At 38.7% G+C, this 13,566-nt stretch carries 13 protein-coding genes; 3 read left to right on the forward strand and 10 right to left on the reverse strand.

All coding sequences use genetic code 11. The features are described 5' to 3' along the window. Position 1: 1 nt before the first annotated feature. Genes PERMA_RS03150 through rpe form a run of 4 tightly spaced genes read right to left on the reverse strand, consistent with a single transcriptional unit; the run spans position 2 to position 3,218 of the window. The gene (locus tag PERMA_RS03150; protein ID WP_012676711.1) at positions 2 to 1,222 is read right to left on the reverse strand and encodes a bifunctional folylpolyglutamate synthase/dihydrofolate synthase; all 1,221 of its coding nucleotides are present in this window, start codon (positions 1,220 to 1,222) and stop codon (positions 2 to 4) included. Then, positions 1,219 to 1,995 (reverse strand): prolipoprotein diacylglyceryl transferase, encoded by a 777-nt coding sequence (gene lgt / locus PERMA_RS03155; RefSeq protein WP_012676089.1) that lies wholly within the window; start codon positions 1,993 to 1,995, stop codon positions 1,219 to 1,221. Before lgt ends, PERMA_RS03150 begins: the two co-directional genes overlap by 4 nt. 12 nt (positions 1,996 to 2,007) lie before the next feature. Next, positions 2,008 to 2,538: a peptide deformylase gene (gene def, locus PERMA_RS03160; RefSeq protein ID WP_015898865.1), complete on the reverse strand. Its 531-nt coding sequence runs from the start codon at positions 2,536 to 2,538 to the stop codon at positions 2,008 to 2,010. Between the two features lie 2 nt (positions 2,539 to 2,540). Then, on the reverse strand, positions 2,541 to 3,218 hold the full coding sequence (gene rpe / locus PERMA_RS03165; RefSeq protein WP_012675297.1) for a ribulose-phosphate 3-epimerase: 678 nt from the start codon (positions 3,216 to 3,218) through the stop codon (positions 2,541 to 2,543). An 85-nt stretch (positions 3,219 to 3,303) separates the two neighbouring features. Here rpe and PERMA_RS03170 point away from each other — a divergent pair, with 85 nt between their 5' ends. After that, entirely contained in the window at positions 3,304 to 3,930 is a 627-nt protein-coding gene (locus tag PERMA_RS03170; RefSeq protein ID WP_012675865.1) for a diacylglycerol/polyprenol kinase family protein, read from the forward strand. Here PERMA_RS03170 and PERMA_RS03175 read toward each other — a convergent pair. Genes PERMA_RS03175 through gltB form a run of 6 tightly spaced genes read right to left on the reverse strand, consistent with a single transcriptional unit; the run spans position 3,883 to position 11,743 of the window. Next, positions 3,883 to 4,206, reverse strand: a complete 324-nt coding sequence (locus PERMA_RS03175; RefSeq protein WP_012676502.1) for a metal-sulfur cluster assembly factor — start codon at positions 4,204 to 4,206, stop codon at positions 3,883 to 3,885. The two genes, PERMA_RS03170 and PERMA_RS03175, sit on opposite strands and share 48 nt — an antisense overlap. 3 nt (positions 4,207 to 4,209) lie before the next feature. Continuing rightward, entirely contained in the window at positions 4,210 to 5,487 is a 1,278-nt protein-coding gene (locus PERMA_RS03180; RefSeq protein ID WP_012676792.1) for a dihydroorotase, read from the reverse strand. A gap of 54 nt (positions 5,488 to 5,541) precedes the next feature. After that, positions 5,542 to 6,243, reverse strand: coding sequence for a signal peptidase I (lepB, locus tag PERMA_RS03185; RefSeq protein WP_012676567.1), 702 nt, complete (start codon positions 6,241 to 6,243; stop codon positions 5,542 to 5,544). Between the two features lie 16 nt (positions 6,244 to 6,259). Further along, complete coding sequence (locus PERMA_RS03190) at positions 6,260 to 6,862, reverse strand: thermonuclease family protein (protein WP_238527228.1); 603 nt, start codon at positions 6,860 to 6,862, stop codon at positions 6,260 to 6,262. Then, positions 6,828 to 7,328 carry a 5-(carboxyamino)imidazole ribonucleotide mutase gene (gene purE / locus PERMA_RS03195; protein ID WP_012675493.1) on the reverse strand — a complete coding sequence of 167 codons (501 nt, stop codon included), beginning with the start codon at positions 7,326 to 7,328 and terminating at the stop codon, positions 6,828 to 6,830. Before purE ends, PERMA_RS03190 begins: the two co-directional genes overlap by 35 nt. A gap of 11 nt (positions 7,329 to 7,339) precedes the next feature. Then, positions 7,340 to 11,743 (reverse strand): glutamate synthase large subunit, encoded by a 4,404-nt coding sequence (gene gltB / locus PERMA_RS03200; RefSeq protein WP_012676918.1) that lies wholly within the window; start codon positions 11,741 to 11,743, stop codon positions 7,340 to 7,342. A 157-nt stretch (positions 11,744 to 11,900) separates the two neighbouring features. On the opposite strand from gltB, the gene truA reads away from it, so the two are divergent. After that, positions 11,901 to 12,635, forward strand: a complete 735-nt coding sequence (truA, locus tag PERMA_RS03205; RefSeq protein WP_012675769.1) for a tRNA pseudouridine(38-40) synthase TruA — start codon at positions 11,901 to 11,903, stop codon at positions 12,633 to 12,635. Positions 12,636 to 12,646: 11 nt separating this feature from the next. Further along, complete coding sequence (era, locus tag PERMA_RS03210; RefSeq protein ID WP_015899023.1) at positions 12,647 to 13,564, forward strand: GTPase Era; 918 nt, start codon at positions 12,647 to 12,649, stop codon at positions 13,562 to 13,564. Positions 13,565 to 13,566: the final 2 nt, after the last annotated feature.

Consider the following 13,566-nt stretch of genomic DNA (forward strand, 5'->3'; position numbering starts at 1 on the left):
TTTACTTTATTTTTTTCAGGATCTCCCCTGCAAGATAAAGTGATCCTGTTATTAGAACAACAGATTTACTGTCGGCTTCTTCTATAGCCTTCTTTAAAGCTCCATCTATATCCGGTATAAAATCTATATCTTTAAACTGTGATATCTCATCTTCTGTTATAGAACGTGAAAAAGGTAACTTTGTTGCTATAACCCTGTCTGATGAGGATCTTATTATATGAATAATACTCTTATAATCCTTATCTTTCATACAGCTGAAAACTGTTATTATCTTTCTGCCTGGATATAATCTTTTTACCTCTTCTACCGTTTTTGAGACAGCATCTAAGTTGTGAGCCCCATCCACTATAACAGGTGGCTCTTCCTTTAATATCTGCATCCTTCCAGGGATAAAACTCCCTGAGATAGCTTTTTTCACTTTTTCATCATCCACTTTTATACCTTTTCTTTCAGAGTAAAGTAAAAATGCTGTTAGAGCTGTTGCAGCATTTGAGAGCTGTCTGTCGCCTAAGATTGATGTTCTGATATCCCTGATCTCTTTACCCTTAAATATGTAATCCATACTTCTATCTTTTATCTGGTATGTAAAGCCTATAGGGTAGTGGTATATCTCCTTTATACCTTTCATCACAGCCTGTGATATTATCTCCATCTGGTCAGTTCCTATAACAACAGGTCTGTCTTTCCTTGTTATCCCGAGCTTTTCCCTTGCTATCTCCATAAGACTGTTTCCAAGAAGATCTGTATGATCAAGTGATACATTTGTTATAACTGAGATCTCCGGGTAAACGACATTTGTTGCATCCCATCTCCCACCAAGACCGACCTCAAGAACGGCTATATCAACATTCTCATCTAAAAAGTATCTGAATGCTATAACAGCTGAAGCCTCAAAGTATGTAAGATCGTACCTTTTTATAAGATCCTCTATCTCTTTAATATATCTATCAAGCTTATCAACTTCTATACTTTTCCTGTTCACCTGCCATCTTTCATTCTCTTCCATTATGTGAGGTGATGTAAAAAGGCCGGTTTTAAGGCCGTGATACCTTAAAAGAGATTCCAGGTATACAGCTGTTGATCCTTTACCGTTAGTTCCTGATATAAGTATAGAAGGAAATTCTTTTTGAGGTTCTCCTATCTCTTCCAGCGCCTTTTTTATCCTTTCAAGATCAGGCTGTATATGGAAGACCTTTCTGTTGAAAAGTCTGTAAAGCTTCATCTTTTTTTCCTTTTAAGTCCGTATAGGAGAATAACAACCCCTGCTACAACCATTCCTGCTGTCACTATCTGATTCCATGTAAGACCTATAACAGGCAGAGGTGGTGTTACACCTCTCCAGAACTCAAGGAGAAACCTCTCAATCCCGTAAAGTATCAGGTAGATTGAGAATATCTGTCCATCAAAGGATTTTTTTCTATAAATATAAAAAAGTACTCCAAATATAAGGAAGTTTCCTAAAGCCTCTGCCGGCTGTGTCGGATAAAGTGGAAATCCATGTGGTGCAGCTGTGTGAGGATGATCTGGGAATGTTATCCCTATAGATCTGAAGATAGAGTCTTCAGGAACAGGCTTTCCGTAACAGCATCCTGCTGCTGTGCATCCAAGCCTTCCTATACCGTGACCAAGTACCACAGATATTCCAGCTATATCTGCAGCTTTAAGCACAGGGATTGAGTATTTTTTCAGAAGAAGGTAAAGAACTATCGCTCCACCTATGAATGCACCAAACCAGTCAATACCACCTTTCCATACAGCTATATAATCAATAAGTGATCTGAACTCATCCGGATGTTCCAGTATATAGGCTATCCTTGCCCCAACAAGACCACCTAAAACAGTGAAAAGAAAGAGATTTTCCACATTTTTTACATTAAGTCCTTCTTTTTTCCCAAAGTATGTGGCTGTATAGAATGAAGCTATCATACCTAACGCAACAAGAAGTCCGTAGGTATGAATAACAAAATCACCTATCTTTATCAGATCAGGAAACATATACTCTCCTTTTTATCTTGCTTTTAAAGCCTCTTTTTTTCTGCTTTTCATATACTTCTCAAGTACCATTCTTTTCTTAACAGGCGGGAGATAGTTTATAAAAGGTATACCGTTTATATGGTCTATCTCATGCTGAAGAACAACAGAGAGAAAATCCTTTCCCTCAATCTCTATATCATTTCCGTTTATATCCTTTGCCTTTACCTTTACCCTTTCAGCCCTTGGTATTGTTATCTGAACACCTGGAAAACTGAGGCATCCCTCGGTTGACTCAATCTCACCTTCTTTTTCAACGATCTGAGGATTTATTAGAACAAGTTTAACACCTTTTTCACCTTCTTCCTCACGTACTGTTGTATCTATAACGATAATCCTGTAAGGAATGCCTATCTGGTTCGCTGCAAGTCCAACACCATCAAGCTCATACATCTTTTTGAACATCACATCAACATACTCTTTTAGCTTCCCATCTGAGAAAAAATCAACCTCTTTCATCTTCTGCTTAAGTATCTTATCAGGCCATGTTCTTATCTCGTATGTCATAACTAAACCTCTATATATAAAGCTTTTTCTTTAAGCTTTCTTACCATCTCTGCTGGATCTTCAGCTTTGAAAATGGAACTTCCAGCTACAAATATATTAACTCCAGCAGAGGAAACATCACCTATATTGTTAATATTTATACCACCGTCAATCTCAATTAATATATCCGTCCTTCCTGTTTCTTCCATGAGCTTTTTCAGTTTTTTAACCTTGTTTAATGTCTCAGGTATAAATTTCTGACCACCAAAACCTGGATTTACAGACATTATCAGTACATAGTCTATATAATAAATTATCTCCTCAAGTGTGTTAACAGGTGTTGAAGGGTTAAGAACAACGCCTGCTTTAACATTCTGAGACTTTATATAATCAACAAGTCTGTGTGAATGGATACATGCATCCATATGGAATGAGATCATATCACATCCTGCTTTTATAAAATCCGGGACATACCTCTCAGGTTCAACAATCATAAGGTGTGCATCAAATGGCAGATCTGTTATAGATCTTAAGCTCTCTATCACAGGAGGACCTATAGTTATATTTGGAACATACCTCCCATCCATAACATCAAGGTGTATTATATCTGCTCCGCCTTTTTCCACTTTCCTTATCTCCTCACCGAGCTTTGAAAAGTCCGCTGAGAGTATAGAAGGTGCTATAAGTTTTGTTTCTGCCAAGTCCATCCTCCAGTTTTTTTAATTATCTAAATAATTATATATATTTATCTTTTATAATGTTTAGTAAATAAAGATAAGGTATGCTATGGAAGTAAAAAAGGAGATATACAGAAAGGTATTCCATATAGTATCCACGCTGTCCATGATAATCCCTGTTGAGATTTTTGGTAAGTACTCTGTATCCATTATAATGGCTGTAATGCTGTTATCTCTTATACCAATCTCTTATTTCAGGATAAGGAATATATTTACAGATTGGTACTGGAAGATTATTGATCTTGTTGAGAGGGAAAGAAATATAAGAATAATGCCTGCCCGTCAGGCTTTTTCCCTGTCTGTAGGACTGCTGATTGTGTCTCTTTTTTTCAGTGAGGAGATACTTAAGATCTCAATCGTATCTGTTGCTGTTTATGATGGTTTTGCAACTATAACAGGTATTCTATTTGGGAAGCATAAGATACTTGGAACCAAAAAGAGTGTTGAGGGGGTTATAGGTGGGTTTATACCGAATTTTATAGCGCTTCTGTTTTTATTAGATCCTTTTAATGCTCTCTCAGTTACAGTCTTTACAGCTTTTATAGAACTTTTAAGTTCTGATAGGAGATGGTTCTTAGATGATAATCTGACAATTCCTTTATCTGTTGCATTTTTTTCCGTTTTTGTCCTAAACCTTCCAGCCAAGGCTTCTCAGTTTTTCCTTTCCTTCTTCTGATATCATTTTTGTGTTCCAGGGCTTTGAGAAATCAAACCTTATACTTACCTCTGTCATTCCATCCAGCCTTTTGCTCAGCTTGTTGATTATTGATCTTGTTATGAGATCTTCAAGGGGACAGTTTGGTGTTGTGAGGGTTAAAACGATCTCTATCTTACCGTCATCAATTATTATTCTCCTCACAAGTCCAAGATTTACAATATCAAGTGGTATTTCTGGATCATAAACCTCTTTAAGAAGCTTCAGTATCTCTACTTCAGATATTAACTTACCCATCTGTTAATCCTTAAAAACGATCTTTCCGTTATAAAATGTATACTTTACCTTTCCTATAAGCTTTCTGCCTATCAATGGGGTGTTCTTGCTCTTAGATTTTATAACCTCCTCTGTAACTTCCCAGCTCTCTGTAGGATCAAACACTGTAAGTTCTGCTTTAACACCTTCCTTTATCTGGGGAGGATCTATACCTATTCTCTCAGCAGGTTTTGTAGATAAAACCTCAATTGCTCTAAATATATCAAAATAATCCTTTCTTACAAGCTCAAGTATTATTGGGAGAGAGAACTGTAACCCTATCATACCTGGTGGACAGTGCTGATGTTCAAGCATCTTTTCCTGATGGGCGTGTGGTGCGTGGTCTGTTGCAACAAAATCTATGATACCTGATGCTAAAGCCCATCTTAATGCCTCTATATCTTCATGTTCCCTTAGTGGTGGTGATACCTTTGCCTTACAGTCAAAATCAAGCCATTCCTCATCTGTAAGGTATAAGTGGTGAGGTGTAACCTCCGCTGTAACAGGAGCTCCCATAGCCTTAGCCCATGTTATAACCTCAACGGCAACCTTTGTTGAAACGTGACATATATGGACGGGCATACCTGTATGAAGTGATAGAACACAATCCCTTGCGACCATTGTGTCTTCAGCTTCAGGTGGAAGTGGAGGGAGTCCTAAAGCTGCAGATATCTCACCTTCATGTGCAACGCCATCCTGTGAAAGGTTAAGATCCTCACAGTGATCAGCAACAAAACTTCCTATTGATCCTGCGAACTCCATCGCCTTTCTCATCACGTGTGCGTCCATAACAGGTGCACCATCATCGGTGAAATAAACAGCTCCAGCCTCTTTTAGAAGGGACATCTCTGTTAGCTTTTTCCCTTCACGACCTTTTGTTATGGCAGCTGCCGGAAGCACTCTGCATAGACCTATCTCTTCACCTTTTTCAACAATGTATCTCACAAGAGAAGGCTCATCTAAAGCAGGTATAGTGTTTGGCATACATACAACGGTTGTGTATCCACCTGCTACAGCTGATAAAGATCCTGTATAAAGATCTTCCTTATATGTCTGTCCAGGATCTCTAAAATGAACATGTATATCAACAAATGATGGGGATACTATACAGTTTGTTGCATCTATGATCTCACATCCAGGAAAGGGCTGAATATCTTTATCTATCTTTTTTATAACACCGTTTTCTATAAGTATGTCCAGCTCTTTCTTTATATTCTGCTTCGGATCCACTATAAAACCGTTTTTTATCAGAATAGATCCCAATTCCTGCCTCCTGTTTTCATATAAATTTAGAAGTTCAAAGATTTTTATTCAAGCTTACCAGATCACCTTACCGATCCTGTCAAATCTGATAGCCGGTTTTTGAGGATCAAAGGAAAAATAGATTACAAATGCCTGACCTATTATAAAATCATCTGGAACAAAGCCCCAGAACCTGCTGTCCCTACTGTTGTCCCTGTTATCTCCCATAACGAAGTAATAACCTTCCGGTACCTCTACAGGTCCAAAATCCTTACCCTCACCATCAAATATCTCCATAACTGTGTATTTATGTAGTTTCCCATCTGATCTCGGGATGTACTCGTAATACATCTTTGCCCTCGCATTTGGCTCCCTGAACTCACCTGCCTCTTCCCTCTTTAAAGGTTCACCATTCAGGTATACAGTATCGTTTTTAACCTCAACTATATCTCCAGGGAGAGCTATTATCCTTTTTATAAAGTCTATATCAGGATTTTCAGGGTACTTGAAAACGATAATATCTCCTCTATCAGGCTTTACTATACGGTTTTTGTATGTGTAAAAATCAATATTTGTAAAGGGAATACCTATAGTCCAGTCCCCGTAAACCAGTTTGTTAACAAGTATAAAATCACCTACAAGAAGTGTAGGTTTCATTGATCCTGATGGTATATTAAAAGCCTGTGCAAAGAAAACCCTTATTATAGATACAACAACAACAATAAATATTATCGTTTTCGCAAACTCTTTTATATCTTTTTTCTTTTTCTCCGCCATCTAACCTCTCTCTAACCTATTTTTTCCACAGTCCTCTCTGTTTTTCCCTTGCTTCTCTAAAACATTTTAGAAATCTGTCTTTGTACTTAACATTGGGAGGGATTGTCAGAGGGTATGCGTACCCTGAACATATTATAATCTCATTCAACATCTTTCCGTCAGGAAGCCATACGTATGCCAACAGTCTTCCATACCTGTCCTGGGGCTGTACATCAAACTCAAGGAATACAGTTCTGAACAATCTTTTTTTACCTTTTTTTCTTAAAACACTCTGTGTAAACTCCTTAGCCTTTTTACCAAGCTGAATTATAGTTTTAATATCTTTTTTTGTGTGCTCAGACTGTATCTTTGATCTTCTGTTGGGTCTGCTTTCAGGTGTGTCTATACCTATTAATCTGACTGTAAACCTTAGATTTTTCAGTTTTTTTCTGTTGTTAAACTTCACTTCAGGGATTGAGACAACAACAGTATCCCCATCAATAACCCTTAAAACCTTCGCCTTAACAAACTCCTTCGGAGGTTTCCATACCTCTTTACCCTCAGATAAGGTTATGATAGCCAGAAAACAGAGAAAAAATAAGATCTTAACCTTCATAGCTGTAAGCTTTTGCCTCTTCATTTGCCTTTAAAACTTTTTCTCTCATCTGGACCTTGTACTCTCTGAGCTTATCTCTCACTTCTGGATATCCTATGGAAAGTATCTGTGCTGCTAAAACAGCAGCATTAACAGCTCCAGCCTTTCCAGTTGTGACCGTTGCAACAGGAACACCTGGAGGCATCATAACTGTTGAAAGTAGAGAATCAAGACCTTTAAATGATGAGTTATCAACAGGTATTCCTATAACAGGTATTGTTACCTTTCCTGCGATCGTTCCTGCCAGATGTGCTGCAAATCCTGCTGCAGCTATTATGACGCCATAATTCTCCTCAGCTGTTTTACATACCTGTGCAACCTCATCAGGTGTTCTATGAGCTGAAAGGATATAAACATCAAATGGAATATCAAATTTTTTTAATGTCTCAAAACAGCTTTCCATAATATCAAGATCTGATTTACTTCCCATAAATACAGCTACCTTCTTCATACATCCTCCTTTTATTTTTTCTCTATTTTTGCCTCATCTGTTTCTGGAGCCGGTTTTTTGATCTCAACAGGAGAGATCTTAACAAAGTTGTTTATCTCCTCATCAAAGTTATCAAGTATCTTTGTAGCTATCTTACTCTCTGTGTAGGCTTTATGTTTTGTGATAAGTCTTTTTATCTCCTCAACATCCTCTTCGTCAAGCTCGTCTATAAATACATATGAGCTGTTTATATTTCTCTCCATCTCTCCGTCTGGATCGTAAACATAGGCAACACCACCTGTCATACCTGCACCAAAGTTGACACCAGTCTTTCCAAGTATAACAACCGTTCCGTTTGTCATATACTCACAGCCGTGATCTCCAACCCCTTCAACAACAGCTGTTGCACCGCTGTTTCTTACAGCAAATCTCTCTCCGGCTATACCTGATGCGAAAAGCTGTCCTCCTGTCGCTCCGTAAAGGCATGTATTACCCATGATAACGTTCTCATGTGGGTTTCCTCTGAACTCCTTAGGTGGTTTTAGAACTATAAGTCCACCTGTCATACCTTTTCCAACATAGTCGTTTGCATCACCTATAAGGATCAGGTTCAGCCCTGGAACGCAGAACGCACCGAAGCTCTGACCTGCAGTTCCAACAAGGTTAAGTTCTATTTTCGCAAGTCTTAAACCTTTATCACCGTATCTCTTTGTTATCTCATGGGCTATCCTTGTTCCTACAGTTCTGTAGACATTCTTTATCACATAAAATCCTGCGAAGTTCTCCTGTTTTTCTATGTAAGGAAGGGCATCTTTAAGTATCTCCTCATCAAAAGGTTTTGATGGAGGATCATTCCTGTCCTTCATAGCCCTTCTTGGTTTCTTACCTGTAGGATCAGGATCCTTAAGTATGTATCCAAGATCAACAAATTTTGCCTTGTAGTGGTCTGATGGTATCTTTGGTTTTATAAGATCAACCCTTCCTATTATCTCATCAAGATGTCTGTAACCCATATCTGCAAGCCACTGTCTAACATCATGGGCCAGGAACATAAGATATCTTATTACATGTTCAGGCTGTCCAGGGAATTTCTCCCTCAATCTTTCATCCTGTGTTGCAACACCGACAGGACATGTGTTTAGATGGCACTGCCTTGCCATGACACATCCTTCAGCTACCATAAGTGATGTTCCAAGTCCGAACTCCTCTGCCCCAAGAAGAGCTCCTATTATAATGTCCCTGCCTGTTTTTATCTGACCGTCAACTCTAAGTCTTACCCTGTCTCTAAGATCGTTCTCAATGAGGACCCTCTGTACCTCGGAAAGACCAAGCTCCCATATTGTTCCAGCATTTTTTATTGATACCAGCGGTGAAGCACCTGTTCCACCGTCATGTCCTGATATATGAATGATATCAGCAAATGCCTTTGCAACACCTGATGCAATCGTTCCTATTCCTGTTTCTGCAACAAGCTTTACTATAACTTTTGCCCTTGGGTTTATCATCTTCAGATCGTAAATAAGCTGGGCAAGATCCTCAATTGAGTATATATCGTGGTGTGGAGGTGGAGATATAAGTGTTGTTCCAGGTCTTGCCCTTCTTAAGAATGCTATATATGCGTTAACCTTTTTACCTGGAAGCTGTCCACCTTCTCCTGGTTTTGCACCCTGTGCTATCTTTATCTCTATCTCTTCCGCTGAGTTCAGGTACTCTGCTGTTACACCGAATCTTCCAGATGCAACCTGTTTTATCTTTGAGTTCTTTATCGTTCCATATCTTGCAGGATCCTCACCACCTTCTCCTGAGTTTGATTTAGCTCCAACCCTGTTCATCGCCTCAGCTATTGTCTCATGGGCTTCCTTACTTAAAGCCCCTATTGACATCGCAGCACCAACAAACCTCTTTACTATCTCCTCAGCAGGTTCAACCTCATCAACAGGTATAGGAGGTCTGTCGCTCTGTATCTCAAACAGATCTCTTATCGTTACAGGTTTTTCCTTCCATGCATCCTCGGTGAACTTCTTGTATTCCTCCCAGCTCTCACCTCTTACAGCCCTGTGGAGATCTCTTACAGCGTTAGGGTTCCATGAGTGAAACTCTCCATCCCTTCTGTGTCTGAACTCACCACCCTGAGGAAGAGTTACCTTTTCTTCAAAGAAAGCTTTATTAAATCTTATAAGTGTCTCCTGTGCTATCTGTTTTACACCTATACCACCTATCTGTGATGGTGTTCCAGGGAAATACTTATCTATAACTTCCTTACCTATACCGAGAGCCTCAAAAAGTCCTGAACCTCTGTAACTTTTTATTGTTGCAATTCCCATCTTAGACATTATCTTTAAAAGACCTTCATTTACAGCCTTACGGTAGTTCTTTATGGCTTCTTCAAAGGAGAGATTGAACTTCTTATCTTCCTCAACAAGATTTCTTATTATCTGGACTACCATATAAGGATTTACAAGAGTCGCACCGTACCCTATCAGGAATGCTATAGAGTGTGTATCCCTTGCTTCTCCTGTGTCTGCTATAAGTGAGAATCTGCTTCTCTTTCCTTTTCTTCCCATATAACTGTTTATAGCAGCAACAGCAAGACCTATAGGTATAGGAGCACCTTCAATCGATACACCTCTGTCTGTTACAACTATAAGCTCCTTTCCATTATCTACAGCTTCCTCAACCCTTTTACATATATCTTCAAGTGCAGGTTCAAGGGCGTCATCGTAAGGATCAAATATCGCAGGAATGATCTGTGCTTTATCTCCATAAAGATTTATAAGCTCTTCCATCTCATTATCAAATATCAGTGGGGAGGGGAATAGGAGCTGTTTTGCATGTTCTGGGGTTTCTTTAAGGAAGTTCTCCTTTTTCCCGACGTATGTGTTCAGGGACATAACCTTTTTTTCTCTTATAGGGTCTATAGGAGGATTTGTAACCTGTGCAAATCTCTGTTTGAAGTATGAAGGAAGAAGTTTTGGTCTTTTTGATAGAACCGATAGAGGTGTGTCATTTCCCATAGAGTAAACAGGATCAACACCTTTCTCAGCCATAGGCTTTATAAGCATATTTATCTGATCAAGATCGTAACCAAAAACTATAAGCTCCCTTGTTACATCCTTTTTCTCAACTTCAGGGATTTCCTTAACAGGGATAAACTCCTTTAGATTCTCCTCAACCCATTCCTTATAAGGCTTCCCTTCTGCTGCTTTTTCTATAATATCCTTTGAGAAGTATATCTTTCCTTCTGTTATATCAACAGCTATCTTATCACCTGGACCAAGTCTTCCCTTTTTCAGAATCTTCTCTTCCGGGATATCAACAGTTCCAACCTCTGAAGCCATTATAACAGTATCTTCTGTTATCACATACCTTGCGGGTCTGAGGCCGTTTCTGTCAAGCTTTCCTATAACAACATTGCCATCTGTAAACGCTATAGCAGCTGGACCATCCCATGCCTCAAATATACAGGAGAAGTACTCATAAAAAGCTCTTTCCTTTGGTGTTAATCTGTCATCATTTTCCCAGGCCCTTGGTATCAGGGCGTTTATCGCAACAAAAGGATCTTTACCTGACATAACGAGAAACTCAAGGGCGTTATCAAGGGATGCTGAGTCTGAGTCATCGTACCTGACAACAGGGAGTATCTCCTCAGCAAGCTCACCCCACAGCTCTCTTATATCCTCAGCTTTTGCGTTTATCCAGTTTCTGTTAGCTGATATAGTGTTTATCTCCCCATTATGGGCTAACATTCTGAAAGGCTGTGCAAGCTTCCACTGTGGAAATGTGTTTGTTGAGAATCTCTGGTGGAAGATAGCAACAGCACTTTCGTAACTCTCATCCTGAAGATCAGGATAGAAATACTTTAATCTTGGAGCTGTTACCATACCCTTGTAAACGATAATCCTGTTTGAAAGTGACGGTATGTAAAAATCCTCGTATCCTTCCCTCTGTGATAGCTTCTCAAGTTTTTTTCTTAAGATAAAAAGATCTCTCTCAAAGTTTTCAGACTGTATCCCTTCCTTTGAGATAAATCCGTGCCATATCTCAGGCATATTTGATTTTGCTATAACACCGAGCTCTTCCTCAACAATAGGAACTTTTCTCCATCCCAAAAATCTGAATTTTTCGTCTATTATTTCCTGAATCTCTTTTTTAATCTCTTCTTTACCCTGCGGAATAAAAAAGACACCAACTGCAAAATCTTTTGAATCAGGTATATTTATACCTTCTTTTTTTAGCTCTTTCTCAAAAAATCTGTAAGGAATATGTGTTAGAATCCCTGCACCATCACCTGTCTTACCATCTGCACTTACGGCTCCTCTGTGGTCAAGATTTTTTAATGATTCAAGTGCATCAGAGACAAGTTTATGGCTTTTTATTCCTTTTATATTTACAATAAAACCTACACCGCAGGAATCTCTTTCCAGAATATTTAACATACTTGTTACCTCGTTTTTATTTTACAGGTAACTATTTATTATATATCTGTTAACCTCTTTAATACAAATTCAGGTGTATTTTTAAAATTTCTGTGATTTTTCACATTTTGTTTGTATAAAAATGCATATAATAAAAACAAAAAGATAAGGATAGACGATGAAAAAGAACCATAACTACAAGTTAGTAATAATGTATATAGGGAAAAACTATCACGGATGGCAGAAACAGCCAAAACATAGAACTGTCCAGGGTGTTCTGGAAGAAAAACTGAAGGTTTTATTTAAGGAAGATATTGTTCTGATAGGTTCAGGAAGGACAGATGCAGGTGTTCACGCCCTCGGACAGGTGGCTAACTTTAAAACGATCTCCTACAGAAAACCTGAGGAGATATACAGATATCTTAATGCAACACTGCCGAGGGATATATCTGTAAAGTCTGTTGAGGAGGTTCCTCTATCCTTTCACGCCCGTTTCAGTGCAAAAGGAAAAACATATATCTACAGGATATACACAAAACCGGATCCTTTCCTGCACGGTTTTGGGTGGTATATATCTAAGAAGCTTGATCTAAAAGGTATGTTAGAGGCTTTAGAGATAGTCAAAAAAAGCAAAGATTTAAGATCTCTATCAAAAAAAGGTGAGTATCTGAGAGAGGATGTTGAGATAAGGGAGTTAAGTATGACCTATGATGGTAAGATCATTGAGATACAGATAACAGCCTCACATTTTCTCAGATATATGGTTAGAAAGATTGTAGGTCATGTTGTTCAGATAGGACTTGGATCCTTGAGTATACAGGAGTTTGAGAATATAATAGAAGCAAAAGACCCTACAAAAGGACTTTTCATAGCACCCCCAGAAGGTCTATTTTTAAAAGAGGTTTACTACTAAGGAGAAAAAAAATGACAGAAGAAAAGGAGTTCAGGGCAGGCTTTGTTGCTCTGATCGGTCGTCCAAATGTTGGAAAATCAACTATTATGAACAACATTTTAGGGACAAAACTGTCCATAGTAAGTCCAAAACCGCAGACAACAAGGATGAGGATACTGGGTGTTAAACATAATAAGGATGCCCAGATAATATTCCTTGACACACCTGGTATCCAGAAGGGAAAAGATCTGCTTACAAAAACAGTAGTTGAGTCTGCTGTAAGCAGTATGGAAGAGGCTGACGTTCTTGTGATGATAATAGAAGCTGATAAGGGATGGACCAAGGAGGATGAGCAGCTGCTCCACAACTATATTGAGAAGCTGAATAAACCCACAATCCTCGTTATAAACAAGATAGATAAGATGAAAGATAAAAGACTTCTCCTCCCACTTATAGAGGAAAGTGCCAAAAAGTATAATTTTGTTGAGATAATACCTGTTTCTGCTATAAAAGGTCAGAATCTTGACGATTTTGTTCAGACGTTGAAAAAATACCTTCCTCCATCCCCTCCTCTATTCCCTGAAGATCAGATAACAGATCTTCCCATCAAGTTCTATATCGCAGAGATAATAAGGGAGAAGGTATTCCAGAACACAAAAAAAGAGATACCTTACTCGGCAGCTGTTGAGGTTGAGAGTATTGAAGAAGGAAAGGTGAAAAAAGATCTTCTTATAATAAGGGCAAACATATACGTTGAGAAGGAAAACCACAAGGCTATAATTATTGGGAAGAAAGGTCAGATGTTGAAAAAGATCGGCAAAGAGGCAAGGGAGGAGCTTGAACATCTACTGGGTAAAAAGATCCATCTTGAGCTCTGGGTTAAGGTAAAGCCGAGATGGAAGGAGGATATAAGACTTCTTAAGGTTTTAGGTTACCAGTATATATCATGAGG

Origin of the sequence: Persephonella marina EX-H1, assembly GCF_000021565.1 — a bacterium.
GTDB lineage: Bacteria > Aquificota > Aquificia > Aquificales > Hydrogenothermaceae > Persephonella > Persephonella marina.

Bases quoted from the DNA above. Each gene is read 5' to 3' on its own strand.
- PERMA_RS03150 (WP_012676711.1), bottom strand. From the start codon at position 1,222: ATGAAGCTTTACAGACTTTTCAACAGAAAGGTCTTCCATATACAGCCT.
- def (WP_015898865.1), bottom strand. From the start codon at position 2,538: ATGACATACGAGATAAGAACATGGCCTGATAAGATACTTAAGCAGAAG.
- gltB (WP_012676918.1), bottom strand. From the start codon at position 11,743: ATGTTAAATATTCTGGAAAGAGATTCCTGCGGTGTAGGTTTTATTGTA.
- truA (WP_012675769.1), top strand. From the start codon at position 11,901: ATGAAAAAGAACCATAACTACAAGTTAGTAATAATGTATATAGGGAAA.
- era (WP_015899023.1), top strand. From the start codon at position 12,647: ATGACAGAAGAAAAGGAGTTCAGGGCAGGCTTTGTTGCTCTGATCGGT.
- PERMA_RS03190 (WP_238527228.1), bottom strand. From the start codon at position 6,862: ATGAAGAGGCAAAAGCTTACAGCTATGAAGGTTAAGATCTTATTTTTT.
- PERMA_RS03175 (WP_012676502.1), bottom strand. From the start codon at position 4,206: ATGGGTAAGTTAATATCTGAAGTAGAGATACTGAAGCTTCTTAAAGAG.
- lepB (WP_012676567.1), bottom strand. From the start codon at position 6,243: ATGGCGGAGAAAAAGAAAAAAGATATAAAAGAGTTTGCGAAAACGATA.
- lgt (WP_012676089.1), bottom strand. From the start codon at position 1,995: ATGTTTCCTGATCTGATAAAGATAGGTGATTTTGTTATTCATACCTAC.
- purE (WP_012675493.1), bottom strand. From the start codon at position 7,328: ATGAAGAAGGTAGCTGTATTTATGGGAAGTAAATCAGATCTTGATATT.
- PERMA_RS03170 (WP_012675865.1), top strand. From the start codon at position 3,304: ATGGAAGTAAAAAAGGAGATATACAGAAAGGTATTCCATATAGTATCC.